At 73.1% G+C, this 25,408-nt stretch carries 23 protein-coding genes; 14 read left to right on the top strand and 9 right to left on the bottom strand.

Annotated features, from left to right (window positions below; translation table 11 throughout):
• The first annotated feature begins 298 nt into the window (after positions 1–298).
• From O3597_RS27900 to O3597_RS27870, 7 genes are read left to right on the top strand one after another with little or no spacing between them, the layout of a single operon-like run.
• Entirely contained in the window at positions 299–1,471 is a 1,173-nt protein-coding gene (locus tag O3597_RS27900; protein ID WP_281602882.1) for a hypothetical protein, read from the top strand.
• Positions 1,458–4,040, top strand: coding sequence for a nitrate- and nitrite sensing domain-containing protein (locus O3597_RS27895; RefSeq protein WP_164448555.1), 2,583 nt, complete (start codon positions 1,458–1,460; stop codon positions 4,038–4,040). The genes O3597_RS27900 and O3597_RS27895 overlap by 14 nt, the downstream gene beginning before the upstream one ends.
• On the top strand, positions 4,037–4,501 hold the full coding sequence (locus tag O3597_RS27890) for a roadblock/LC7 domain-containing protein (protein WP_164448556.1): 465 nt from the start codon (positions 4,037–4,039) through the stop codon (positions 4,499–4,501). The genes O3597_RS27895 and O3597_RS27890 overlap by 4 nt, the downstream gene beginning before the upstream one ends.
• Positions 4,498–4,980, top strand: a complete 483-nt coding sequence (locus O3597_RS27885) for a DUF742 domain-containing protein (protein ID WP_281602881.1) — start codon at positions 4,498–4,500, stop codon at positions 4,978–4,980. The genes O3597_RS27890 and O3597_RS27885 overlap by 4 nt, the downstream gene beginning before the upstream one ends.
• Positions 4,958–5,728 (top strand): ATP/GTP-binding protein, encoded by a 771-nt coding sequence (locus tag O3597_RS27880; RefSeq protein WP_281602880.1) that lies wholly within the window; start codon positions 4,958–4,960, stop codon positions 5,726–5,728. Before O3597_RS27885 ends, O3597_RS27880 begins: the two co-directional genes overlap by 23 nt.
• A gap of 42 nt (positions 5,729–5,770) precedes the next feature.
• The gene (locus O3597_RS27875) at positions 5,771–6,286 is read left to right on the top strand and encodes a hypothetical protein (RefSeq protein ID WP_281602879.1); all 516 of its coding nucleotides are present in this window, start codon (positions 5,771–5,773) and stop codon (positions 6,284–6,286) included.
• 35 nt (positions 6,287–6,321) lie between these two features.
• Positions 6,322–8,712, top strand: a complete 2,391-nt coding sequence (locus O3597_RS27870; protein WP_281602878.1) for an AAA family ATPase — start codon at positions 6,322–6,324, stop codon at positions 8,710–8,712.
• Between the two features lie 10 nt (positions 8,713–8,722).
• Here O3597_RS27870 and O3597_RS27865 read toward each other — a convergent pair whose 3' ends face one another.
• The 6 genes from O3597_RS27865 to O3597_RS27840 all read right to left on the bottom strand — a co-directional run bounded on the left by O3597_RS27865 (position 8,723) and on the right by O3597_RS27840 (position 13,850).
• Positions 8,723–9,229 carry a GNAT family N-acetyltransferase gene (locus O3597_RS27865; RefSeq protein WP_164448558.1) on the bottom strand — a complete coding sequence of 169 codons (507 nt, stop codon included), beginning with the start codon at positions 9,227–9,229 and terminating at the stop codon, positions 8,723–8,725.
• A gap of 104 nt (positions 9,230–9,333) precedes the next feature.
• Positions 9,334–10,290 (bottom strand): hypothetical protein, encoded by a 957-nt coding sequence (locus O3597_RS27860; protein WP_166458803.1) that lies wholly within the window; start codon positions 10,288–10,290, stop codon positions 9,334–9,336.
• Positions 10,291–10,352: 62 nt separating this feature from the next.
• Complete coding sequence (locus O3597_RS27855) at positions 10,353–10,730, bottom strand: DUF3263 domain-containing protein (protein ID WP_164448559.1); 378 nt, start codon at positions 10,728–10,730, stop codon at positions 10,353–10,355.
• 159 nt (positions 10,731–10,889) lie between these two features.
• On the bottom strand, positions 10,890–11,903 hold the full coding sequence (locus tag O3597_RS27850) for an ABC transporter permease subunit (protein ID WP_281602877.1): 1,014 nt from the start codon (positions 11,901–11,903) through the stop codon (positions 10,890–10,892).
• Positions 11,900–12,910, bottom strand: coding sequence for an ATP-binding cassette domain-containing protein (locus O3597_RS27845; protein ID WP_164448561.1), 1,011 nt, complete (start codon positions 12,908–12,910; stop codon positions 11,900–11,902). Before O3597_RS27845 ends, O3597_RS27850 begins: the two co-directional genes overlap by 4 nt.
• A gap of 154 nt (positions 12,911–13,064) precedes the next feature.
• On the bottom strand, positions 13,065–13,850 hold the full coding sequence (locus O3597_RS27840; RefSeq protein ID WP_164448562.1) for a DeoR/GlpR family DNA-binding transcription regulator: 786 nt from the start codon (positions 13,848–13,850) through the stop codon (positions 13,065–13,067).
• Between the two features lie 195 nt (positions 13,851–14,045).
• Here O3597_RS27840 and O3597_RS27835 point away from each other — a divergent pair, with 195 nt between their 5' ends.
• Genes O3597_RS27835 through nagA form a run of 3 tightly spaced genes read left to right on the top strand, consistent with a single transcriptional unit; the run spans position 14,046 to position 17,091 of the window.
• On the top strand, positions 14,046–14,975 hold the full coding sequence (locus tag O3597_RS27835; protein WP_164448563.1) for a sugar isomerase: 930 nt from the start codon (positions 14,046–14,048) through the stop codon (positions 14,973–14,975).
• Positions 14,972–15,985: an ROK family protein gene (locus O3597_RS27830; RefSeq protein WP_281602876.1), complete on the top strand. Its 1,014-nt coding sequence runs from the start codon at positions 14,972–14,974 to the stop codon at positions 15,983–15,985. Before O3597_RS27835 ends, O3597_RS27830 begins: the two co-directional genes overlap by 4 nt.
• A complete protein-coding gene (gene nagA, locus O3597_RS27825) occupies positions 15,982–17,091 on the top strand; it encodes an N-acetylglucosamine-6-phosphate deacetylase (protein WP_164448564.1) in 1,110 nt (369 codons plus the stop codon). Before O3597_RS27830 ends, nagA begins: the two co-directional genes overlap by 4 nt.
• A gap of 16 nt (positions 17,092–17,107) precedes the next feature.
• On the opposite strand, the gene O3597_RS27820 is transcribed toward nagA, so the two are convergent.
• Positions 17,108–18,316 carry a DUF4032 domain-containing protein gene (locus tag O3597_RS27820; RefSeq protein WP_164448565.1) on the bottom strand — a complete coding sequence of 403 codons (1,209 nt, stop codon included), beginning with the start codon at positions 18,314–18,316 and terminating at the stop codon, positions 17,108–17,110.
• Positions 18,317–18,419: 103 nt separating this feature from the next.
• On the opposite strand from O3597_RS27820, the gene O3597_RS27815 reads away from it, so the two are divergent.
• Positions 18,420–19,187 (top strand): phosphatase PAP2 family protein, encoded by a 768-nt coding sequence (locus tag O3597_RS27815; protein ID WP_281602875.1) that lies wholly within the window; start codon positions 18,420–18,422, stop codon positions 19,185–19,187.
• Positions 19,188–19,196: 9 nt separating this feature from the next.
• On the top strand, positions 19,197–20,429 hold the full coding sequence (locus O3597_RS27810) for an APC family permease (protein ID WP_281602874.1): 1,233 nt from the start codon (positions 19,197–19,199) through the stop codon (positions 20,427–20,429).
• A gap of 5 nt (positions 20,430–20,434) precedes the next feature.
• Here O3597_RS27810 and O3597_RS27805 read toward each other — a convergent pair whose 3' ends face one another.
• Entirely contained in the window at positions 20,435–22,225 is a 1,791-nt protein-coding gene (locus O3597_RS27805; RefSeq protein WP_281602873.1) for an NAD-binding protein, read from the bottom strand.
• A gap of 91 nt (positions 22,226–22,316) precedes the next feature.
• Between O3597_RS27805 and O3597_RS27800 the strand changes: the two genes are divergently transcribed.
• Positions 22,317–22,799: an MSMEG_6728 family protein gene (locus O3597_RS27800; protein WP_164448568.1), complete on the top strand. Its 483-nt coding sequence runs from the start codon at positions 22,317–22,319 to the stop codon at positions 22,797–22,799.
• Positions 22,800–22,829: 30 nt separating this feature from the next.
• Positions 22,830–24,356 (top strand): FAD-dependent oxidoreductase, encoded by a 1,527-nt coding sequence (locus O3597_RS27795; RefSeq protein ID WP_281602872.1) that lies wholly within the window; start codon positions 22,830–22,832, stop codon positions 24,354–24,356.
• 229 nt (positions 24,357–24,585) lie between these two features.
• Here O3597_RS27795 and O3597_RS27790 read toward each other — a convergent pair whose 3' ends face one another.
• The gene (locus O3597_RS27790; protein WP_281602871.1) at positions 24,586–25,353 is read right to left on the bottom strand and encodes an enoyl-CoA hydratase/isomerase family protein; all 768 of its coding nucleotides are present in this window, start codon (positions 25,351–25,353) and stop codon (positions 24,586–24,588) included.
• Positions 25,354–25,408 lie beyond the last annotated feature (55 nt).

Raw genomic sequence — 25,408 nt, 5'->3', positions numbered from 1 at the left:
CGTCATCCGGCGAAGGTCATCCGCACACCGTCCAGTCGGCGAACCTTTGGGACGACTTCGCATCGCGGGAATTCCTGCCTTTCACTCGAATCTATACTCAAGTACGCCTATCTACAGCAGGAGTGACACCGAGCGTGAGCGAAATGATCGCCGTCAGTCACATCGCTCGAAGTGACGCAAAGCTGACCCTCGCCGACCGGGCCCAAGTCAGCAGGCTTCGATTAGTTTTCCGGTCCGGCGCACGGGACCGGCTCGTCGACGCCGTCGGACAACCTGCGCCACGCCGGAGGAGACAACCATGACCGTTCCCGCTCCGCGGGTCCGTCGCCGGCCCCGGACACCGGGCCGGCTGTTGCCGCTGCTACTCACCACCGCGCTGCTGCTGCCGGTGGCGTTCCTCGTCGTACAGGCACACCAACTCGTCGACACCGACCGCGACGTGGTCGCGCGGGAGCGACTCGGCGTCGAGTACCTCCGCGCCCTCGGGCCGGTGACCGACGCGCTTGTCGACGCGCAGAGCGCCGCCGTCACCGGCCGGCCGCTGCGCCGGGACACCCTCGACCAGGCGGTCGAGCGAGCCGCCACGGTCGACGCGCGCATCGGCGGTGAGTTGAGCACCAGCGAGCGGTGGGCCGGACTCCGCGCGAAGTTGGAGGCCCTCCCCGAACGTGCGCTGACCGACCGGGAGGCCGCCTTCACCGTGTACGGCGAGGTGACCGACCTGCTGCTGGCCCTGCACAACAAGGTCCGGGAGACCTCCGGCCTGATCCGGGACGCCGGCGTCGACGCGTACTTCCTTCAGGACGGCGTCGCGGAGGAGATGCCGGAGGCCATGGTGGCCGCCGGCCGCCTCACCGACCTGGCCGTGCTGATGAACCGCCGGTCCGAAGCCGAACGGCTCCAGTCGCTCAGCCAGCTGGCCACCCTCCGGGCCGCCGCCCTGCAACCCGCGAACGACCTGGCCAACAACCTGCGGTCGGTGGTGGAGAACACGGAGAGCGCCGACCTGGGCGCGAACGTGCTCACCCCCTTCGACGCGTACCAGCGGGCCGTCGAGACGATGGCCCTGCACTCCCAGCCGGTCGACCAGGCCGGCACGGTGGACACGACCCGGCTCCTCGCGGCCCGCAACGAGGCCCAACAGGCCGCGAAGCAGCTCCAACCGGTCCTGCTCGACGAGATCGACCGGTTGCTGGCGGAGCGGCTCGACGGGCTGGACCGGGACCGTCTGCTGATTCTCGGCGCGGGCGGCCTCGCCGCACTGTTGCTGGTCGGACTCGCGGTGAGCACCTGGATGTCCCGTCCGCGAGACACTTTCGCCGCACCGGTGGCCGGTGACGCACCGGCACCGCCACCCGGTGTCCGGTGGGACAACGCCGGAGCCCGTCCCATGGAACCGCCACCGGCGCTGCAGCCGGTCGGACAGGTCCACGAGCCGGATCGGTGGAGGCCCTTCGATGCTGCTCGGTAGGCTCCGGATCCGGGGCAAGCTGACCCTGCTGGTGACCATTCCCCTGCTCTGCATGCTGGGGCTGACCCTGCCGGTGGTCCTGGAACGAGCCGGAGTGGCCCAGCGGGCCGGCGAGATCGACCAGACCGTCCAGCTCGCCGGCCGGGTCGGCACCCTGCTTCAGCATCTTCAGCGGGAACGCATGCTCGCCATCGGCCTCCTGCTGGGGCAGGTCGAGCGCAGCGCACTGGTGCAGGAGATCGCGGAGGTCGACGACCGGATCGTCGACCTGCGGGTCGACTTCGACGACGAGCTTCCGGTCGAGGTGGGCCAGGCGCTCGACGGCGTTGCCCAACTGGCCGAGATACGCACGGCCGTACTGGCCGGCGAGGCGGCACCGCCACAGGTGATCGGCGCGTACGGGCCGGTTCACCTCGCCTTGATCGACTCGTTGCGGCTGCCGTACGACGTGGACACCCGGACCTCGGCCGGACGGCAGACGCTGGCGCTGGACAGCATCCTGCGCAAGAGCGAGGGACTCAGCGGCGGTGGTGCCCTGATCGTCCTGGTCGCCGCCGCACCGGACCCACGGTTCGCCACCGCGTTCGTGGCCAACATGGCCACGCTGCAGTCGGAGAGCGACAAGATGCTCGGCCTGCTCACCCCGGAACAGCAGGCGCTGGTGAACATCGAGCAGACCGCGGTGGACGCCCGGACCAGCCCGGAGTTCCTGCAACAGAGCGCCCTCGACCCGGTGGCGGCGGTGGCGGACATCCCCATCCAGGCCCTCTTCCCGACGGTCTCCTCGCTGATCACGCTGGGTCAGTTCGTCGAGAAGAAGCTGGTCGCCGACGTGACCGCCGAGGTACGCGCCCAACGGCAGGCGGCGCTCGCCGGGGCGTACTGGGTGACCACGCTGGTCGCGGTGACCCTGGTCGGCGTGGTGCTGCTCGCCCTGGCCATCGGCCGCACGGTGACCGGGCCGCTGACCCGGCTGACCCGCTCCGCCGACCGGGTCGCCCGGGTCGCCGAATCCGAACTGGTCCGGGTGGCCGACGACGAGACCGACAACGCCCAGCCCGTCCGCCTCGATCCCGTCGACGTCCACGCCCGGGACGAGGTCGGCGACCTGGCCCGCGCCTTCGAACGGGTGCAGAACACCGCCGCCAGGCTGGTGGAACGGCAGGCGGCGAGCCGGCGCAACGTCGCCCAGATGTTCGGTCACGTCGGCCGCCGTACCCAGAACCTGGTCGGTCGGCAGATCGCCCTGATCGACCGGTTGGAGCAGCAGGAAACCGACCCGGGGCGGCTGGAGAACCTGTACCGGCTCGACCACATCTCCAGCCGACTGCGGCGCAACGCGGGCAACCTGGTGGTGCTCTCCGGTGCGGTGGGCGACGTCGCGCACGTCGCGCCGGTTCCGCTGGCCAACGTGGCCCGCCTCGCCCTCGGTGAGATCGAGGACTACACCCGGGTGGATGTCCAGGTGCCGACCGAGGCCGCGGCGGCACCGGCGATCGTCGGCGACCTGGTGCTGGCGCTCGCCGAACTGATGGAGAACGCCACGGTCTTCTCGCCGCCGCACACCAGGGTGCTGGTCAGCGGCGAACTCACCGAGAACGGCGTACAGCTCACCGTGGTGGACCACGGCATCGGCATGACCGAGGCGCGGCTGGCCGACGAGAACGCCCGCCTCACCCGCCGGGAGCGGCTGGACCTCGCTCCGACCGAGGTGCTCGGGCTGTTCGTGGTGGGTCGGTTGGCCCGCCGGCACCACTGGGCGGTCGGTCTGTCCGCCACCCCGGGCGGCGGTGTCACCGCCACCCTCCAGATTCCGCGTACGTCACTTGTCGTCGGGACGCCCGAGCCGGCCGGCCCTCCGGTCCCGCCGGTCGGCCGGGCCGCCCCGGTGGCCGCGCTGCCGGCCCGACACCAGCTCGAACCGGTGCCACCGCAGAAGGGCGCCCCGGCGGCGGTGGACCTGGCCGTCGTTTCCCCCACGGAACCGGCGGTGGCCCCGCCCGGGTTCAACCCCACGTTGCTGACCCGGGCGTCCGAGAGCATGGAGCTGTCCGAGTCCTGGGACGCGTTCGCCACCGGCCCGGAGCCCGCCGGCAAGGCCGGCGCGGAGCCGGCCGAGACCGATCCGGAGACCGTGACGGTGCCGCAGGTCGCACCGGTGTCGGCGGCTCCGCCGACCCCGATGCCCGGCGTCCGGCAGCGGGTACCGGGCGCCAGCCTGCCGAGGACGGCACCGAGGGTGGGCCCGGTCGACGCCGGTGGCGTCGATCCGAGCGCCGCCCGCGCGGCCGTCGAGGCGTTCGAGTCGGGGGTACGCCGGGCCGAGCAGAGTCAGACCGACGCCCTGCCACAGCCGGTCGCACCGCCGACTCCTCCCGGGCTGTCCCAGCTGTCCCGCAGGGTGCCCGGCGCCAACCTGATCGAGCAACTGCCGCAGCAACCGCTCACTCAGGACCCGGGCGATCCGGCCGAGGTCCGCGATCGCATGACCGCGTTCGAGACGGGCGTCGCCCGGGCTCTGCGCGATGTCCGTAACCACCGCAGCGACGACGAAGGAACGCCACGTTGACCAGCCCGCACGTGCACGAGAACCTCGACCACCAGAGCCACGGCGACCTCAGCCCCGAGGCCCGCACCTTCAACTGGCTGCTGGATTCCTTCACCTCCGGCACGGCGGGGGTGCTGGAGGCGATCGCCGTGTCGTCGGACGGCCTGTTGATGGCCATGTCCGCGATCAAGGACCGGTCCAACGCGGAGCGTCTCGCCGCGGTCGTCTCCGGTATGACCAGCCTGGCCGGCGGTGCCGCCAGCTGGTACGCGTTGGGCGGCCTGAACCGGGTCGTGGTGGACATGGCCGAGGGTTACCTGCTGATCAGCGCGATCAGCAGTGGCTCGGTGCTCGGCGTGGTCGCCGACCGGTCGGCGAACCTGGGCACCGTCGCCTACGAGATGACCCTCTTCGCCGGTCGGGCCGGCGGGGCGCTCACCCCGCGTCTGATCGCCGAACTCAAGAACTCCGTACAGCAATGAATCCCGACGCCGCCGGTGCCGAACAGGAGCCGGTGATACGCATCCGGCCCTACCTGCGCGAGTCCTCCCCGGCCGGCTCCGCCGGCCCGGCGGGCGCACCGGCGGCGATCGGACCGGAGACGGAGGAGGTCGGGCCGAGTGGACCCCGCCCCTTTGTGCTGACCGCCGGCCGGGTGGCCGGCGCCGACCCCACGATCGGCCTGGAGACCCAGGTGACCGCCCGACCGACAACCGAATCATGGAGCGTCACGGCCGCCCGGCTCAGCCCGGAACTCCAGGCGATCGTGGCGCTCTGCGGTGAACCGATCTCGGTGGCCGAGATCTCCGCCAAGACCCGGTTGCACTTCGGCGTGACCCGGGTGCTGGTGGGCGATCTGCGCGCCGCCGGCCACCTGGACGTACACGTGACCGACGCCGACGACGCCCTCGACCCCGACGTCATCCTGCGAGTGATTGATGGACTCCGTGCAATCTCCTGACTGGCCCGCCGCACCACCGGGCGCGCTCGCCGCCAACAGCGCCGCGGCCCGCTACGGCGGTGCCGCACCGACCCCGCCGCCGATCGGCCGGGCCACCGCGCCACCGCCACCGCCGCACGCCGCCACGGCACCGCCGCCGTACCGGCCGCCCGCCGCGACGCCCGCCGGACCGGGTACTCACCGGGCGACCCCGCCGATCCCGGTGAAGATCCTGGTGGCCGGTGGTTTCGGCGTCGGCAAGACCACCACCGTGGGATCGATCTCGGAGATCGCCCCGCTGACCACCGAGGCGGAGATGACCACCGCCGGGATCGGGGTCGACGACCCTGGTCAGCGCTCCGGGAAGACCACCACCACGGTGGCGATGGACTTCGGTTGTGTCACCATCGATCGAAGCCTGAAGCTCTACCTGTTCGGTACGCCGGGCCAGACCCGTTTCGGTTTCATGTGGGACGACCTGGCCCGGGGTGCGCTCGGCGCGCTGGTGGTGGTCGACAGTGCCCGGCTCGACGACTGCTACCCGGCGGTCGACTTCTTCGAACGGGCGGGACTGCCGTTCGTGGTCGGGGTGAACGCCTTCGACGGGCGGTTGGCGCACGACCTCAGTGCGATCCGGTGGGCCCTGGCGATCGGCGAACATGTACCCCTGGTGCAGTTCGACGCGCGGGACCGGCTCTCGGTCCGGGACGCCCTGCTGGTCGTCCTGGACCGCGCGCTGGACCGGGCCACCCGGGAGAAACGGGCCTGAGCCGAGCGGCTCGCAGGCCCCTCGTGGGAAGGGGTGAGGCGGATGAGAGGCGGACTGGACGAGACTCTGGCCCGGATGCGTCGACGTGAGGAGGCGCTGCGCCGACGGGCCGCGGATCCGACCGTGCCGGCCGACGAACAGCCCGGCCCGGAGCCGGGCCACGGTTCCGGCCCCGGTTGGGGTCGGACCGACAGCCGCAACGCGGGACCCGGCTGGGCCGGGGTCCACGAACCGGCCCACGAGGCACCGCCACGGCACCCGGTGGAGGACGTGGCCGAGGCGCTGCGCGCGGCCGTCGCCGCGCACCCGGGCGCGGCCGTCGCCGCTCGGGTCGAGCACGACGGGCAGGCGTACGACCTGCGGGTGGCCTGGGTCGACCAGGAGGTCACGGTCAGCGGACAGCCCGCCGCGCCGCCACCGTCCTGGCCGTTGTCGGTGAAGACCGTACCCGGCTGGTCCGCCGCTCAGGACGGGCTCAGCGACGACCCGGCGGCCCGGCTGGCCGAGCTGATCCGCCGGGATCCGTCCCTGCTCACCGGGGAGGAGCCGGCGGGCTGACCGGACGAGGGGTGAGCAGGCGCTAGGGTCGGGCGGTGGGCGAACCCGAGCTGACCCTGATCGCGAGCCTGCGGCCGGCCGCACTGGACGCCCGGCGGGGCATCGTCCGGCTGCACCCGGAGGCGCTCACCGCCCTCGCGCTGCGCCCGGGTGACCCGGTCCGGCTGGCGGGGCGACGGGTGACCGCCGGCCTGGTCGCGGCGGCCGACGGCACGGCCAGCGCGGCGCTGCTGCTCGCCGACGACCTGATGCTGGGCAACCTCGGCGTACGCGACGGCGGGCAGGTGCGACTGAGCCCGGCTCCGGTCGCCCCGGCCCGCCGGGTGCTGCTCGCCGGGCCGGCCGAGGTCGTCGCGGTGGTCTCCCCGGAGATGCTGCGGCTGGCACTGCTCGGCAAGGTGGTGACCACCGGCGACGACGTCTCCCTGCTGCCTCAGGACGTGCTGCCGGACGCCTCGACCCGCACCCTGGTCGAGGCGGCCCGGCGCAGTCTCGCCACCCGGGTCGGCTACGCCTGGACCAGCACGCTGCTGCGGGTGCTGGCCGCCGAACCGGATCCGGGCGCGCTGGTCACCATGGACACCCTCGTCGGCTGGGAGCACGGCCCCGCGACCCACGGTGGCGCCGGGACCGGCTCGGTCGCTGCCGGTCCGACCGGACCAGACGGGCGGGGCGTCGGCGGGACGGGGGTCACCGGGACCGACGGCGGCCGGCCGACGGGTGCCGGGACGGTGGCCGGCGGTCGAGGCGGGAGCGCGGCCGGTCCCGACGGCAGCAGTGCGTGGACCGCCGGGCGAGCCGGCGACACCGGACGACAGACCGACGGCAGCGGGCGGGCCGGGACCGCCCGGACGGACGAACTGGACGTGCCGTCGGTGGACGAGCTGCCCGGCCTGCGCGCCCAGGCCGAGGAACTGACCGAGCTGCTCGACCTCGGTTTCCACCACCGGGAGGTGCTCAGCCGGCTGGGCACCACCGTGTCGTTGGGGGTGCTGGTGAGCGGTCCGGCCGGCTCCGGCAAGGCGGCCCTGGTCCGGGCGGTGGCCGCCCAGGTCGGTGCCCGGGTGCATCCGCTCTGGGCACCGGAGGTCGCGGCGTTGACAAACGACTCGGCGGCGGCCCGGCTGCGGGCGCTGACGGCCGAGGCGCTGGCCGGCGGGCCGGCCGTGCTGCTGGTCACCGACGTGGAGGCACTGGCCCCGGCGGAGGCTCCCGGACCGGTGGCGACCGTGTTCCGGCGGTGCGTGGCCCAGCTCGTACAGGCCGGCGCGGCGGTGGTCGGCACCACCAGCCGGCCGGAGGCGGTCGACCCGGCCCTGCGCTCGCCCGACCTGCTCTCGTTGCGGATCGACGTGCCGCTGCCGGACGCCGTCCTGCGCCGGGAGCAGCTGACCGTACTGACCCGCCCGGTGCCGCTCGCCGACGACGTACGGCTGGACGAGGTCGCCGCGCGTACCCCCGGTTTCGTCGCCGCCGACCTGGCCGCGCTGGTCCGCGAGGCCGGCGTACGCGCGGCACTGCGGCAGAAGTCGGCGCAGACCCCCACGGTGCTGATGGCGGACTTCACCGCCGCCCTGGAGGTGGTACGGCCGACCAGCATGGCCGCCGCCACGCTCGAACTTGCCCGGGTCACCCTGGACGACGTCGGTGATCTGGCGGAGGTCAAGCAGACGCTCACCGAGTCGGTGCTGTGGCCGTTGACCTACCCGGACACCTTCGCCCGGCTCGGCGTGCAACCGCCACGTGGGGTGCTGCTCTACGGTCCGCCGGGCTGTGGCAAGACCTATCTGGTGACCGCGCTGGCCGGGACCGGCCGGGCGAACGTGCTGTCGGTCAAGGGCGCGGAGCTGCTGTCCAAGTGGGTCGGGGAGAGCGAACGCGCGGTACGGGAGCTGTTCCGTCGGGCTCGGGAGGCCGCCCCGACGCTCGTCTTCCTCGACGAGGTGGACGCCCTCGCCCCGGTACGCGGTCAGGCCACCGACGGCGGCACCGCCGACCGGGTGGTGGCCGCCCTGCTGACCGAGTTGGACGGGGTGGAGGCGCTGCGCAACGTCGTGGTGGTCGGCGCGACGAACCGTCCCGACCTGGTCGACCCGGCGCTGCTGCGCCCGGGGCGGCTGGAACGGCTGGTGTACGTGCCGCCACCGGACGCCGAGGCCCGGACGGCGATCCTGCGGGCCGCCTCGCGCAACGTGCCGCTTGCCGAGGGCGTCGACCTGCCCGCCCTCGGCACGGAGTTGGACGGGTTCTCGGCCGCCGACTGTGCGGCACTGGTCCGGGAGGCCGCGCTGGCCGCGATGCGTGAGTCGCTGACCGCCTCCACGGTCACCGCCGAGCACGTCGCGGCGGCCCGGTCGCGGGTCCGCCCGTCCCTGGACCCGGCCCAGGTCGCCTGGCTCGCCGCGTACGCCGAACAGCGCGGCTGAGCACGCCCGGTCAGCAGGCGGCCACGTCGTCCAGCGAGATCTCGGCGTACACCCGGTCGTCGGCGTCGCGCAGCTTCGCGCCGCACTTCTCCAGCACGGACAGCGCGCCGCGGTTCTCCGGCGCGGTGTCCGCCACCACGGTCCGCATGCCGGCCGCCGCGGCCAGGTGCAACAGCTCCCGCAACGCCGCCGCGCCGATGCCCTGGCCACGGGCCGACCGGCCGAGCCACATGCCGACCTCGGCGACACCGGGCTCGTCCCGTCGGCTCATCCGGATCATGCCGACCACCTCGCCACCCGCCACGATCGCGTACATCGCGCTGCGGGTGGACGCGTCCAGCCCGCCGAAGCTGGCCCGGTGGAACTCCCGGAACGCCTCCCGTCGCGCGTTCGACCAGCCGGCCGGCGCCTCCACCGGCGGCATCACGTCGGCCGGCTCCGCCTCGGCCACCGCCACCGAGAGCAACGGTTCGAGGTTCCGCTCGTCCACCGGCTCCAACCGGACCGCACCAGTCACGTGCCGCAGTCTTCCGCGCCCGGCGCCGCGCGTCCACCCGGTTCGGAAACGACCGGTCCCTCTGGCGGAGCGGACCGACCGGTCGGGTCGAATCACCTCCCGGGTCACGCTCCGCGATCGTCCGGCCGGGCGAACTCGCAGTACACGGCGGAGGCGTCATCGGCCGCCTTGTGTCGACGCCGTCGGTCGGGATGGTCCCGTTCGGCGGCGCGGACCCGGTCGATCAGCCCGTCCGGGCCCTCCGCCGCCACCACGTCCAACAGGCTGGACCAGTCGAGGAGCCCGAATTCCTCGACCACGGCGGAGGCACCGTCGGAGAGCAGCACGGCGCGACGCAACGCCGCGGGCCCGTGCCGGGGCACCGTCCCGACCACCGCGTGGTAGGCGGCGTCAGGGTCGGCGGCGGCGACCCAGTAGCCGTGGGTGCGGTTCATCCGCTCCCGCTGCGCGGTGACGGCACGCCGGAAGCGGGTGGCCCAGTCGGTCGAATCGGGCAGCAGGTCGGCGGTCTCCCGTAGGTCGGTCACCGAGCTGGCCAGGCGGTCGTCGACCACCACGTCGACGCGCCCACCGGTGTCGAGCACCAGCGGGCTGTCACAGAGCACCAGGTAGTCGACCTGGTCGCCGCCGTCGCGGAGCAGGCACACCGTGCTCGACGGGGTGCCGGGGTGGTCGAGGTCGCACTGCCCGCCGTGGTCGGCGCGGACCGCGAGGATCGCCGCGGCCAGGTTGCTCACCAGCGTGGCGGCCGGACGGGCGGCCTCCGCCAGGCCGAGTCGGGCGGCGAGGTGCCGGACGTACCACTGCGGCCCGTGTACGCAGCCGGTGTCGAAGCCCTCCGGCACGGTGGCGCCGTCCAGCACTCCGACAAGCGGCCCGAACCGGAACACCAGGTCCTCGTTGACGGCCCGACCGGGTGGCGGGGCGGAGGCGGAGCGTACCCGCATGTCGGGGGCGGTGCCGACCACCGCACCGCGGCGGCGCTCGTCCGAGGCCGCTTCGGGTACGCCGGTCTCCGGATGCGCCGTTCGTCCCGGCCGCCTGGGCCCCCCGCCGCTCATTCGCCACCCCCCGCGCCCCCGCCTACCCATCGAGCACCGGACGACACGTCGAGATCGCAGGCCTAACGGCGGCGGTTGCGGGCCCGGGAGGCGCGCAACCGCACCAGCCGGCCCACCAGCACCGGGTCGGCGGCCAGCGCCGCCGGATTGTCCAGCAACGCGTTCAACAGCTGGTAGTAGCGGGTGGCCGAGAGCCCGAACCGGTCCCGGATGGCCTGTTCCTTGGCACCGGCATGCCGCCACCACTGCCGCTCGAAGGCGAGCATCTCCCGCTCCCGCTCGTCGAGCCCGCCGGCCGTGGCCGTTTCCCCACCTGCGTCGGCAGGTGACTGCCCAGCGTCCGGTGACGTCGACTCGACCTCGGGGGCGGATCGCGGCGGTGGCACCGTGACGGCGTCCGAACCGGTCTGCGCTGCCGGGGTGGCGTCGGCGGGCTGCATCGTGCTCCTCATCCGGGGGCGGCCGGCACGGCAACGCCAACCTGGCCCATCAGCCTAACGAGGGCCACCACCTGCCGCACCCCACCGACCGGCGGGCCGTCGCGACAAGGAGGGGCGGTGGCGGACCGTCCTGGCAAGGTCGGTCCGCCACCGGCCGACTCAGGTGATGTCGCGCCGCCGCATCGTCCACAGCGCCGCGCCGAGGAACAGCACGATCCCGACGGTGAACAGCACCGACGAGTGCTGCCAGGTGATGTCCAGCGTGGCCGGCTCGCACTCACCGGTGTAGGTGGCGTTGCACGCCTGCCAGTCCTGGAGCGTGACCTTCTTGGTCATCCAGGCGATGGCGTAGGTGGGCAGCAGCCACGCCTCGGGGAAACGCACCTGCGCCATGGAGAGCAGGATGCCGAGCCCGATCTGGCCGACCACCATCACCGCGATCGCCCCGCCGAGCGCCATCGCGGTGTGCCGGCCGAGCGAGGCCAGGGCGAAGCCCACCGTCGCCGCGACCAGTGCCAGCACGATGCCGCGCAAACCACCGATGAGGAACGACTGCCAGGTCCCCGAGGTCATCCCCTCGGTGGTGCCGCGCAGGTTGGCGACCAGCCACATGCTGCCGAACCAGGCCGCCGTGGCGGGCAACGCCAGCGCGAGCAGCCCGGTGAGCAGCGCGCCCAACTTGGTCAGCAGGACGGTCAGCCGCTTCGGCCGCCAGAGCAACAGGTTCATCATCCCGCCGGTGTTCCACTCGGCACCCACGAAGGAGGCGCCGACCACGAACCCGACCATTCCCAGGATCCCGGCGAGCGGGATCAGCATCTCGCCGAAGCTCTTCCGGAAGTCGAAGGTCGAGGGCAGGAACCACTGTTCCTCGATCGACTCCCGAGGCGGTGGGGTGATCTCGGCGCAGTCGGCCGGGTAGTAGTCGACGTTCTCACCCGCCGCCTTGGCCCGCTCACAGTTCGCGCGTTCCTGTTCGGCCCAGCGGACCTGCTCCTGATGCTGCTGGTCGGCGGCCCGCCGTGCCTCGGCGAGCTGATCCGGGCCGATCTTCTGGTTGCTCAGGAACATGCCCACCGCCACCAGGACCAGGACCAGCAGGCCACCGGCGGTCATCCAGCGGGCGAAGCGCCGCTTGGCCAGCCGGCGCAGCTCGGTACGGAAGAGACTCACGCGCCCCAACCTCCTCCGGCGGGTGCGGACGGTGCCGTCCCGTCGACTCGTACGGACTGGTCGACCTGCCGGTGCTGGCCGGGTACCGGCGCGGTGGCGGTCAGTTCGAGGAAGACGCTCTCCAGGTCGACCGCGATCGGTGCGAGTTCGCTGACGTAGAGGCCCTGCTCGGCCAGGATTCGGGTGACCGTGGCGGGCTTGTCCACCCCGGCGAGCATCAGATGATCGTCATTGGCGGTGACCCGTACGCCGGCCCGGGTCAGTGCGGTGGCGGCGACCGGAAGGTCGGTGACCGCCTCCAGCCGCACCCGGACCGCGCCGGACGAGTGCTGGGCCAGCACCTCGTCGACCGGGCCGAAGGCGACCCGCCGACCCAACGAGATGATGGTGACCGAGTCGCAGATCAGCTGGATCTCACCGAGGATGTGGCTGGACAGGACCACCGTCATGCCGGCCTCGGAGAGGTTGCGCATGAGTGTGCGCATCTCCCGGATGCCGCCCGGGTCGAGGCCGTTGGCCGGCTCGTCCAGGATCAGCAGTCGCGGGTTCTTGAGCAGCGCCGAGGCGACCGCCAGCCGTTGCTTCATGCCGAGCGAGTACGTCTTGACCCGTTCACCGGCCCGGTCGCGTAGGCCGACCAGTTCCAGCACCTCGTCCACCCGCTGCTCGGGCAGGTCACCGGCGCCGGCCAGCAGCGACAGGGTGTCTCGTGCGGTGAAGTGCGGGAAGAACTGCGGGCTCTCCACGATCGCGCCGACCTGCGGTGCGACCTGGTCCAGCCGGTCGGGCACCTCGTGACCGAGGATCGCCATCCGGCCGCCGTCCGGCCGGATCAGGCCGAGCAGTGTACGCAGCGTGGTGGTCTTGCCCGACCCGTTGGGGCCGAGGAAGCCGTGCACCTGGCCCGCCTCGACCCGCATGTCGAAGCCGTCCAGGGCGTTGCGGGTGCCACGGCGTCGACTTCGGTACGTCTTTCGTAGACCTTCGATTTCCAGGACAGCTGGCAAGCTGCACCTCCCCCGTTGGTGTGTGGGCGACGACGACACCATACGCGGTATGCAGCGACAGGCAATACCCGGTATGCAGCGGCACGCCGAAAACGGGCAATTTCGATACCGTGAGCGTCGACGGCGCGACGCGACGTCAGTACTCCAGGGACGCTCAGGCGCAGATGACGTGCACCCCGGCCGCGCGGAAGGCGTCGACCACCTCGGTAGCGGCCCCGGAGTCGGTGACCAGCGTCTCGACCCGGTCGACCGGGCAGATCCGGGCGAAGGCGTGACCGCCGAGCTTGGACGAGTCCGCGATGATCACCACCCGCTTGGCCCGCGCCACCATGAGGTTGTTCATCGCCGCCTCGCCCTCGTGATGGGCGGCGGCACCGAGGAGCGGGTCGATGGCGTCCACCCCGAGCAGCGCCACGTCCAACGTGACCTCACGCAGCAGCGCCCCGCCGAGCGGGCCGACCAGTTCGAAGGACTTCGGCCGCACCACGCCGCCGGCCACCACGACCTTCATCCGGGACCGGACGAGCAACTCGTTGGCGATGTTCAGCGCGTTGGTGACCACGGTCAACTGGGCACCGTCGGCGTTGGTGTTGAGATCCGGGCGCACCGCCAGCGCCCGGGCCACCTCGGTGCTCGTGGTGCCGCCGTTGAGGCCGACCACCGTGCCCGGCGAGACCAGCGCCGCCGCCGCCGCGCCGATGCGCTGCTTCTCCGCCGAGTGCTTGGCCGTCTTGTAGCGCAGCGGCAGGTCGTACGAGACGCCGTTGGCGACCGCCCCGCCCCGGGTACGCGTGATCATCTGCTGTTGCGCGAGTTGGTCGAAGTCCCGGCGGATGGTCGCCTGGGAGACGTCCAGCCGCTCGGCGGCCTCCTCCACGGTGACCCGGCCCGAGTCGGTGAGCATTTCGAGCAGGGCGTTCCATCTCGCGTAGCGGTCCACCCCGGGCCTCCCGTGTCTGCACGATCGGTGCTTGGTTGCGTGCACACTAGTGCTCGAAACTACGAAGACGCAAAAACCAGCTCTGCTCGATTGCGTCCCCGGTTGCCATTTCCGATGGGTTTCACGCAGAATGACGCGCGAAAGACGGGATTAGCGAGCCGTAATGCGCAAGGCTCCGGCCTGCGAGGAGTTCTCATGGCGTACGTCCACGCGGAGATCGCGAGCCAGCCGGACTGCTGGCGCCAGGCGAGCGAACTGGCCCCGGCGATGCTCGACCGCCTCCCGCGCCCCGGTGAGCGGGTCGCCGTCGTCGGCTGCGGCACGTCCTGGTTCATGGCCATGGCGTACGCGGCCCGCCGCGAAGCCGCCGGCCAGGGCGAGACCGACGCCTTCCAGGCCAGCGAGTTCCCCGTCGGCCGCCACTACGACCGGCTGTTGGCGATCACCCGCTCCGGCACCACCACCGAGGTGCTGGAACTGATCGCCGCGCTGCGCGGCCGGATCCCGACCACGGTGCTGGTGGGCGACCCCGGCTCACCGGTGGTGGAGACCGCCGACGCCGCCGTCACCATGCCGTTCGCCGACGAACGCTCGGTGGTGCAGACCCGCTTCGCCACCACCGCGCTGGCGCTGCTCCGCGCCCACCTCGGCGACAACATGGACGCCCTCGCCGCCGACGCGGAGGTCGCCGTCCGGGCCCCGCTGCCGATCGATCCGAGCCTGATCGAACAGGTCACCTTCCTCGGTCGCGGCTGGACCATCGGACTGGCCCAGGAGGCCGCGTTGAAGTGCCGCGAGGCAGCCACCTTCTGGGCCGAGGCGTACCCCGCGATGGACTACCGGCACGGCCCCATCTCGGTGGCCGCCCCCGGCCGGCTGGTCTGGGCCTTCGGCGAGTTGCCCGACGGGCTGCCGGAGGATGTCGCCGCCACCGGCGCGTCCTTCGCACACAGCCGCACCCACGGCTACCGCACCGTGCTCGGCCGGTGGGCCGCCGGGCGTACCCCGGTCGACCCGATGGCCGACCTGATCCTGGCCCAGCGCTTCGCCGTAGCGCTGGCCACCAGTCGCGGCCTCGACCCCGACGCGCCCCGGCACCTGAGTCGCTCCGTGGTACTCACGTGATCGAAGAGGTTGCCGTCGCGCTCGACGTGGGCGGCACCGGGATGAAGTGCGCGCTGGTCGGCGCGGACGGTGTCGTGCGGCACGCCGAACGACACCCCACCGACGCCGGGCGCGGTCCCGACGCCGTGGTCGAGACGATCCTGACGGTGGCCGAGGGGCTCGCCGGCAAGGCGTGCGCGGACGGGCTTACGCCGACCGCGCTCGGCATCGTGGTGCCGGGTGTCGTGGACGAGGCACGCGGCGTGGCCGTCTGGTCAGCCAACGTCGGCTTCCGGGACGTACCCCTGCGCGACCTGGCGGCCGCGCGGCTCGGCCTGCCCACGGCGCTCGGCCACGACGTGCGTGCCGGTGGCCTCGCCGAGGCGCGGTTGGGTGCCGGCCGGGACACCGGGCACGTCCTCTTCGTCGCCATCGGCACCGGGATCGCCGCCGCGCACGTGGTGGCCGGCAAGGCCGTCACCGGTGCGCACGGCGCCGCCGGGGAACTCGGTCACATCCTGGTCCGTCCCGACGGACCGACCTGCGGCTGCGGACGACCCGGCTGCCTGGAGGCCATCGCCTCCGCGTCGGCCGTCGCCCGCCGCTACGCCGAACTCACCGGGACCGGCACGGCCGCCGACACCAGCACGGCCACGAGCCGGCGCACCGGCAGCGCGTCGGACGACGGGTCCGCCGCCGGGCCGGGCCAGGGGCGGACCATGGTGACCGCCGCCGAGGTGGCCGCCCGGGCGGACGCCGGCGAGGAGGTGGCCGCCCAGGTCTGGCGGGAAACGGTCGAGGCACTGGCCGACGGCCTCGCCACCGCCCAGGCCCTGTTCGACGTGGCGACCATCGTCCTGGGCGGCGGCCTCGCCCAGGCCGGCGCCGGGCTGTTCGACCCGCTGCGTGCCGCGCTGCGGGACCGGCTCACCTTCCACCGGGAGCCACGACTGGTCCCGGCCGCCCTCGGCGACGAGGCGGGCTGCCTCGGTGCCGCCCTGCTCGCCCTCGACCAGATGGAGACGCCATGACCGTACGGGTGAACGGCAAGGTGGTGACCCCCGGCGGGGTGATCTCGCAGGGCTGCGTCGAGGTCAGGGGCGACCGGATCAGTGCGGTCGCGGAGTACCCGTCGGTGCGCGACGGGCACTGGATCGTGCCCGGCTTCGTGGACATCCACAGCCATGGCGGCGGTGGGCACACCTTCACCACCGGCGACGCCGGCCAGGCCCGGGCCGCGGCCGCGTTCCACCTGGGGCACGGCACCACCAGCCTGGTGGCCAGCCTGGTCAGCTCACCGTTGGAGCTGATGCGCTCGGCCACCGCCGCCTTCGCCCCGCTGGTGCGCGAGGGCGTGCTGGCCGGCATCCACTTCGAGGGGCCGTACCTGTCCGCCGCCCGGTGCGGCGCACAGAACCCGGAGTTCCTGCGGGATCCCGCCACCGACGAGCTGACCGAGCTCATCAAGATCGGTGACGGCGCGCTCCGGATGGTCACCCTCGCCCCCGAGCGGCCGGGTGCGCTGGAGGCCGTGGAACTGCTCACCCGGCACGGGGTGGTCGTCGCCGTCGGGCACACCGACGGCACGTACGAGCAGACCCGCGCCGCCGTGGCGGCGGGCGCCACCGTCGGCACCCACCTTTTCAACGGGATGCGCCCGGTGCACCACCGTGAGCCCGGCCCCGTGGTGGCGCTGCTGACCGCGCCGAACGTGATCTGCGAACTGATCGCCGACGGGGTGCACCTGCACGAGGGAACGCTCACCTTCGCCACCTCGACCGCCGGACCGGAACGGTGCGCGCTGGTCACCGACGCGATGGCCGCCGCCGGCATGCCCGACGGCGAGTACGAGCTGGGCGGCCAGGCAGTGACCGTGGACGACGGGGTGGCCCGGCTCGCCCGGGACGGGGCGATCGCGGGAAGCACGCTGACCATGGACGCGGCGCTACGCAGCGCCGTGGCCGCCGGGGTCTCGGTTCCCGACGCGGTACGCATGGCGTCCACCACGCCGGCCCTGGCCCTCGGCCTCGGCGACCAGGTGGGCACCCTCCAGGCAGGGCTCCGCGCCGACCTGGTGGTGCTCGACGACGACCTGGAGATCGTCCGGGTGATGCGGGCCGGCACCTGGGTGGAGTGACCCGACAGCCGCGACGTCAGCGCGTCGAGATCTCCACGCCGAGGACGGCCTGCTCGTCCGGGCGGTGCACCAGCACGTCCGATAGGAACGACTGCACCGCGTGGCGCATCCCCACATCCCGACCGGCCTGCTCGGAGAGCAGCCACTTGTGCTCGATGATCTGGGCGAACAGCTCCTGCGGCTCCAGCTTGCGCCGCAGGTGCGCCGGTACCGCCCGGACCACCGGCTCGAAGACCTCGGTCAACCAGCGGTGCGCGGCCTGCTGCTCGTCGGTCAGGTCGCTCTCCGCCCGGTACGCGTCGAGGTCGTTGAGCAGCTTGCGGGCCTGGTTCTCCTCGGCGTCCAGCCCGGTGAGGCGGAGCAGCCGACGGTGGTGGTACCCGGCATCGACGACCTTCGGCCGAATGAGGTAGCGACCGTTGTCGATGCTAGACATGGCCACCTCCGCCACGTCGAAACCCAGCTCGTTGAGCCGGCGGATGCGTCCCTCGATGTCGTGCCGGGCCGCGCGTTCGACCTGCTGCTCGTAGGTGATCTCGTGCCAGAGCCGCTCGTAGCGCTGCACCACCTCCTCGCAGACCACCTCCGGGTCGATCGAGTCGTGCAGCAGGCCGGCCGCCTGAAGGTCGAGCGCCTCGCCGAAGATGTTGACCCGGGCGATCTCCAGGTCCTCGCCACGCTGACCGTTGGAGAGCACGCTGCGCAGCGCGCCGGTCTCGGCGTCGACCAGGTACGCGGCGAAGGCACCCGCGTCCCGCCGGAACAGCGTGTTCGACAGCGAGCAGTCGCCCCAGAAGAAGCCGGTCAGATGCATCCGGACCAGCAGCGCGGCGAGCGCGTCGAGCAGTCGCCCCATCGTCGGTGGCCGCAGCGTGTGGGAGAACAGCGCCCGGTACGGCAGGGAGAACTGGAGATGACGGGTGATCAGCACCGGGTCCAGCGGCTCACCGGCGTCGGACTCCCGGTCGGCGACGATCGCCACCGCCTTGACCGACGGGAAGTCGATCCGTTCCAGGGCACGCAACAGGTCGTACTCCCGCTCGGCCACCCGCTCGCCGGTCTCCTTGACCGCGTAGACGTGCCCGCCCAACTGCACGAACCGCACCACGTGCCGGGAGATGCCCTGCGGCAGCGCGACCAGGTGCTCGGCCGGCCACTGCTCCAACGGGGTCGACCAGGGAAGGTCGAGCAACGCCGGGTCGACGAGGGCCGAGGTGATCCGCACGGCGTCAAGTTTGACGTTTCCGCCGCCGGAACGCCTCACTACGTGGCTCGGCCCACAGTCGCCGGCCCTCGGGAGCACCGCGCGGGCCGGTAGCGTGATCGGGGTGCGGGAGACGACACCGGTACGCCGGAGCATCCGTCTGGCACCGGTACGCCCGGCCGGCTGGTGGTTCGACGCCGTCCTGCTGGCCGCTCTCACCGGGCTGACCGCCGCCCTTGCCGCTCACTGGTTCTTCGGGCTCGACCGCGCGGTGGCGGACTGGGCTGACGCGCATCGACCCACAGCCGCCCGATGGATCGCGGTCGTGTTCAACTACCTCGGTCAGGGCACCCCGCTGACGCTGATCGCGGCTGGACTGGGAGTGCTGCTCGCGGTCCGGCTGCGGTCCGTGCGCCCGCTGTTCGTCCCCGTGGCGGCCTTCGTTCTCACCTACCTGACGATCGGCCCGCTGAAGGTCTGGACGGCCCGGCCCGCGCCGAGCGCCAGCGTCAAGGAGCCGTTCCTGCCGCCCGGGCAGACGCTTCCGCTCTTCCAGGACGACCTGCCGGTGCGATTCGCCCAGTCCTATCCGTCCGGACACGTCGCCAACGCGATCGTCTGGTACGGCGTGCTCGCACTGTTACTCGTCCCACTGCTGGCCAGCCTTGGCCGGGCCGTACCCCAACGGGTGGTGCTGGTGGTGCGGATCGTGCCACCGACCGTGGTGCTGTGCACCACCACGTATCTGGGCTGGCACTGGCTGACCGACTCGGTGGCCGGGCTGCTGCTGGGGCTGCTGCTGGACCGGCTGCTGCACCGGGTGCCCTGGGACGACCTGCCGCTACCCGGTCGCCTCCGGCAGTGGGACGGGCCGTTCATCCGGCACCGGTAGGGTCCCGCCGTGGACCGACTCACGCGCCGGCTGGGCGTACCGGACGCCGTCGTCATCGGTCTCGGGTCGATGCTCGGCGCGGGCATCTTCGTGGTCTTCGCTCCCGCCGCGGCGGCGGCCGGTGGCACCGGCCTGCTTGTCGCCCTGGCCCTGGCCGGGTTCATCGCGTTCTGCAACGCGACAAGCTCCGCCCGGCTGGCCGCCCGCTATCCCGAGTCCGGCGGCACCTACGTCTACGGTCGGGAGCGGTTGAACCCGTTCGCCGGGTTTCTCGCCGGCTGGGGTTTCGTGATCGGCAAGACGGCCAGCTGCGCGGCGATGGCACTGACCATCGGGGCGTACCTCTGGCCGGGGCAGGCCCGGCTCGTCGCGGTGCTGGCGGTGGTCGCGGTCACGGCGGTGAACCTGCGCGGCATCGGCAAGACCGCCGCCGCCACCCGGATCCTGGTGGTCCTGGTGCTCGCCGTGCTCGCGCTCGTCGCGGTGGCCGGCGCGACGAGCGTCTCCGTCGACCGGATCGACCAGCCCGGCGGCACCGGCCGGGGGGTGCTCACCGCCGCTGGGCTGCTCTTCTTCGCCTTCGCCGGGTACGCCCGGATCGCCACCCTCGGCGAGGAGGTACGCGATCCGCAGCGCACCATTCCCCGGGCGGTGCCGTTGGCGCTCGGTCTGGTGCTGGTGATCTACCTGGTCCTGGGGGTGGTCGCCGTCGGCGTGCTCGGCGCGGACCGGCTGGCCGCCTCCGCCGCGCCGCTGGCCGACGTGGTGGGCGCGGCCGGACTGCCCGGCCTGGAGTGGGTGGTCCGGGCCGGCGCGACGATCGCGGTGACCGGGGTGCTGCTCTCGCTGCTGGCCGGGGTGGGCCGCACCACGCTGGCGATGGCCCGCCACCGGGATCTACCGGCCGGGCTGGCCGCGGTGCATCCCCGGTACCGGGTGCCGCACCGGGCCGAGCTGGCGGTGGCCGCCGTGGTCATCCTGGTCGTGGTGCTCGGCGACGTGCGCGGGGCGATCGGCTTCTCCGCCTGCACGGTGCTCGTCTACTACGCCATCACCAACGCCGCCGCGCTGACCCTGGGACGGGAGCCGGAGCGGAAGCTGCCGGTGCAGGCGCTCGCCGTGGCGGGACTTGTCGGCTGCGTGCTGCTCGCGGTCAACCTGCCGCTGTCCAGCGTGCTCGCCGGTTTCGGCGTGCTGGCCCTCGGTGCCGTCTGGTACGCCCTCCGGTCAGCCCGCCGCTGACCGGGTCACTCCGTCGCTTCGCGCGGTACCGGCGCGCCGGACGGCGGTGCCGGCTCCGGTGGCGCGACCTCGCGGAGCAACGCGTTCAGGCCGGCCCGGCGGGCCACCACGGTCAGCCGGTCACCCGCCACGATCACCATGCGCGGGTCCGGCGACCAGTCCAGGCGCTGGCCGGCGCGGGCGTGCGCGAGCAGGCGGACGCTGCCGGCCCGGCCGACGGTGGCGAGCGTCCGACCGTCCAGGTCCGAGCCGGCGGCCACCGGAACCTCGGTGACCAGCAACGCGTGCCGGCCCACCGGGATCGTGGCGATCACCGCCCGGTCCAGCAGGGCGGCGGCGAACGACGGCGCCGCCAGGTAGGAGACGCTGCGCGAGGTGCCGATGCCGAACGCCCGCTGCACCCGTTCGGCGAAGTCGCCGTCGAAGAGCCGCAGCACCACCCGGAGCTGGTCGTCGAGGGCACGGGCGTTGAGCGCGGCGCGGAGGTTGGCGCCGTCATCCGTGGAGACCACCACCAACGCCTGGCAGGTCGCCACCGAGGCGGCCCGCAGCGTCTCCTCCTGCGCCGCGTCGCCCACCACCAGCGGTACGCCGAGCCGTCGGGCCAGCCCGGCGCCGCGCGCGTCCGCACTCTTGTCGATCGCCACCACCTCGACGCCGAAGTCGTTGAGCTGGGCCATCACCCGGGTGCCGATGTTGCCGAGCCCGACCACCACGACGTGCCCGGAGCGCTCGGGCAGGATCCGCCCGGTGTGCAGGGCCAGTCGGGCGTTCACCACCCCGTCGACCACCACCGCCGTGATCAGCGGGATCAGCGCCAGCCCGGCGAGGTTCAGCACCACCTGCATGACCTGCTCGGCGGCCGACTTGGCGGGGTCCGGATCCTGCCCGGTGAGGGTGGTAACGAGCGTCAGGTAGAGCGCGTCGCCCCAGCCGACGTGCGCCGCGTTCGCGTAGAGCCCGCCCAGGGCGGCCACCATGGCGAGCAGCACCAGCACCGCTATCCCGATCTTCCGGGTGGCGAAGCTGCGGACCGCGCGCAGCACCACCGCCACCGGCCGACGCCGCCGCCGCGCCCGGACCAGCCGCCGCGCGGCCAGCTCGGTGCCGGCCGGCCGGCCCACCGCCTCGGCGAGCACCACGTCGGCGTCCCGGTCGTCGGCCGGCAGCACCAGATCCTGCTGGGCGTCGCCGGTGTCGGCCACCCCGCAGACGATCTCGCTGGGGCGTACGTCGTCGCGGCGGGCGACGTAGAGGGTGCGTCCGCCGTGCCGGAAGTGCGTCGGCGCGACCTCGCCGAGCGCGGCGGCCACGAAGGCCGGTGCGGCCATCGAGGCGTCGGAGAGCACCGCCGAGTCGGGGAAGATCTGTCGTACGCCGTTGGCCAGCCCGGTGTTGAACATCCGCACCACCAGGCGCAGCCGGGACTCCACCTCCTGCGCGCAGAGCGCGGCGTGCATGTTTCCCACGTCGTCCTGGTGCAGCAGGGCCAGCCCCGCGGCCTCGGCCAGCCCGGCCCGGCGGAAGGTGACCTCGTCCAGCCGGTCGGCCCGGATCACCTCGATGCCCGGCAGGTCACGGCCGTCCGGCCCGGGAGAACGCCGACGCTCCGGCACGATCAGGGTGATCCGTACCCGGCCGGCCTGTGTCTCGCCGGCCAGCAACGTCCGCACCACCCAGTAGGCGAGCGGATCCTGCCCACAGATCACGTAGTGCGCCCGGGACTCCCCGTTGACCCGCAACCGGCGGCTGGCCCGCAGGGCCCGATCGAGCAGCGGCTCCGCCATGCCCCGCATGGTAGTCAGCCGGTCGCAGCCCGCGCAGCCCGTCATGATCGTGGCAGCCGCGACGCGGCATGTCCGGCCCGGCGACGGGTAGGGCAGCGGCATGCAGACCTTCCTGCCGTACCCGGACTTTCTGGCCAGCGCCCGCGCGCTGGACCAACGACGGCTCGGCAAGCAGCGGGTGGAGGCGATCCAGGTGCTACGCGGGCTGACCTGGCCGACGTACGGCTGGCGCAACCACCCGGCGGTGAAGATGTGGGCCGGGTACGAGGAGGCGCTGACCCGGTACGGCCTGGACATCTGCTCGGTCTGGTGCGCGGCCGGCCGGGCCGACACCTGCGCCACCACGTTGACCGTCGACCTGGCCGCCGCGTGCGGCGTCGAGCAGGTCCGCACCCAGCAGGAACTCGCCGTCGCCGGGGAACTGCCGCCGTGGCTCGGCCGAACCGAGGTGCACCTGAGCCACCGCTCGTCGCTGCTGCGCAAGGATCCGGCGCACTACCGGCCCATCTTCGGCGACGACGTTCCCGACGACGTGGAGTACGTCTGGCCGACCTCCGACCGCCCCCGCCGCTGCCTGCCCTGACCGGAGGAGCACACTGGGCCGGGAGGTCAGATGACGCTGTCGCAGTTGGCCGGACGGTTCATCGGCGTACGTCGGCACCGGGTCGACCCCGGCGGGGGTGGCGCCCCCCGCGTGCCGCATCCGGTCACCGCGGCGGTCGTCGGCGGCGGCATCGCCGGCATGTCCGCGGCGGTGGTGCTCGCCGAACGCGGCGTCGAGGTGACCGTGCTGGAGGCCGCGCCAACCCTGGGCGGCCGGCTCGGTGCCTGGCCGGAAACCCTCGCCGACGGGACCGACCAGGTCAACGAGCACGGCTTCCACGCCTTCTTCCGGCAGTACTACAACTGGCGCAACATCCTGCGCCGGGTCGACCCGAGCCTGCGGTTCCTGCGGGCCGTCCCCGGCTATCCGGTGCTCAGCGCGCAGTGGCCGACCGAGGAGTTCGGGCGGCTGCCCCCCGCGCCACCGGCGAACCTGCTCACGCTGCTCGCCCGCAGCCCCAGCCTGCGCCTGCGCGATCTGCGCGGTATGGATCGGGACGCGGCCCTGCCCCTGCTGACGTACGACCCGGTACGCACCTACGCCGAGTTCGACCACACCACCGCCGACGACCTGCTCGACTCGCTGCGGCTGCCCGACCGGGCCCGGGCGATGCTCTTCGAGGTCTTCTCCCACTCGTTCTTCAATCACGAGGCGGAGATGTCGGCCGCCGAGATGATCGCGCAGTTCCACTTCTACCTGCTCGGGAATCCGGAAGGACTGGCCTTCGACTGCCCCGACGAGGACTACGCGACGTCGATCTGGAAGCCGTTGACCCGGCACGTCGAGCGGCACGGCGGCCGGATCCGCACCGGCGAGCCGGTCACCGGCCTGCACCACGATCCCGACGGCTGGCAGGTGCACAGCACGCACGACACGTACCGGGCCGGGCACGTCGTGCTCGCCGTCGACCCGCCCGCACTCGCCGCCCTGGTCGCGGGCTCGCCGTCGCTTGTCGAGCAGGCCCCGGCACTGGCCGCGGCGATGCCCGCGTACGGTCGGCCCGGCCCGCCGTACGCGGTCGCCCGGTACTGGTGCGACGGAGACGTCGATCCCGATCGGGCGATCTTCAGCGGGGTGTCCCGACAGGCCACGTTGGACTCGGTGACGCTGTACCACCGGCTGGAGCGCGAGTCCCGCCACTGGGCCGAACGCGCCGGTGGCTCGGTGATCGAGTTGCACGCGTACGCCTGCGAGCCGGACGTGCCCGCCACCGAGCTGGCCGAGAGGATGCGGGCCGAACTGGCGGTGCTCTGGCCGGAGACGGCCCGCCTGCGGGTACGCGAACTGCGGGCCCGGGTCGAGGCGAAGGCGCCCGCCTTCACGCCGGGCAGCCACGCCTGGCGTCCGGGGGTCCGCACCGACGCCACCGGCCTCTACCTGGCCGGCGACGGCATCGGCACCGACTTTCCCAGCGCCCTGATGGAACGGGCGGCGGCCACCGGCATCCTCGCGGCGAACCACATCCTGCGCGCCGAGGGCGGTGCCGCCGAGCCGCTGCACTCGATCCGGCCGCGTGGTCTGCTCGCCCGACGCTGACCTCCAGGGACGGCGCTCACCGCCGACCCGGCCATCGAAATGCGTTGCCGCCTCACCTCGGCCACACCTACCGTGATCGCGCAAGGTCAACCGCCGTTGCGGGATACCGCCAGTTCCAGGCCGGCCGGCGGGCACAGGGGGCGGCGTTGCACATCGGCGCCGCGCCCGCCGGCCCCTCTCCGCTGGCCCGAGCGTCGCCGACCGATCCGGGCTGGCTCCGGTTGACGGCTCAATGTGCGACGGGCGGCGTCCAACCGAATTCCGGTGCACGGCGCTCGCGGAAGGCCGCCACGCCCTCCCGGGCCTCGCCACTGGCCCGCACCTGCCCGTGCCACCAGGCCATCCGATCCTCGTCCGCCCGTCCGTCGACGATCTCCTTGGCGGCGGCGACGCTGAGCTGCGAGCGCTCGGCGATCACGCCGGTGAGGCTGTCGACCCGGGCGGCCAGGTCGGCGCCGGGCAGCACCTCGTCGACCAGCCCGATCCGCAGCGCCCGGTCGGCGTCCACCAACTCGCCGGTGAACAGCAGGTACTTCGCCGCCGCCGGGCCGACCAGCCGGGCCAGCCGGTGGGTGGTGGGCGTCGGGTAGACCAGCCCCAGCCGGGCCGGCGGTACGCCGAAACGGGCGTCGGCCGCGGCTATTCGCAGGTCACAGGCGACCGCCAATTGGCAGCCGCCACCGACACAGGCACCGTGGACGGCGGCCACCGTCGGCTTGGCGAAGGTGGCCAGCCGTTCCTCGGCCACGACCGCGATGCTGCCGTCGCCGGCGGCCAGCAGCTCGTCCAGGTCGCCAAGATCGGCACCGGCGCAGAAGGTTCCGTCGGCGCCGGTGAGCACCACGACGCGGACCGCCGGGTCGGCCTCCAGTCCGTCGAGCAGCGTGGGCAGCCGCCGCCACATGGCGGGGGTCATCGCGTTACGCCGGCCCGGATTGCGGATCACCACCGTGGCCACCGCACCGGCGACCTCGACCACCAGGTCCGCGTCCGCCACCGTCCACCATCCCCTCGCCGCACCACGCCGTACGTCACCTGCGGCGACCTTAGCG

It is taken from the genome of Verrucosispora sp. WMMA2044 (assembly GCF_027497155.1).
Taxonomy (GTDB): domain Bacteria; phylum Actinomycetota; class Actinomycetes; order Mycobacteriales; family Micromonosporaceae; genus Micromonospora; species Micromonospora palythoicola.
This window is presented reverse-complemented; position numbering and strand designations above follow the sequence as displayed.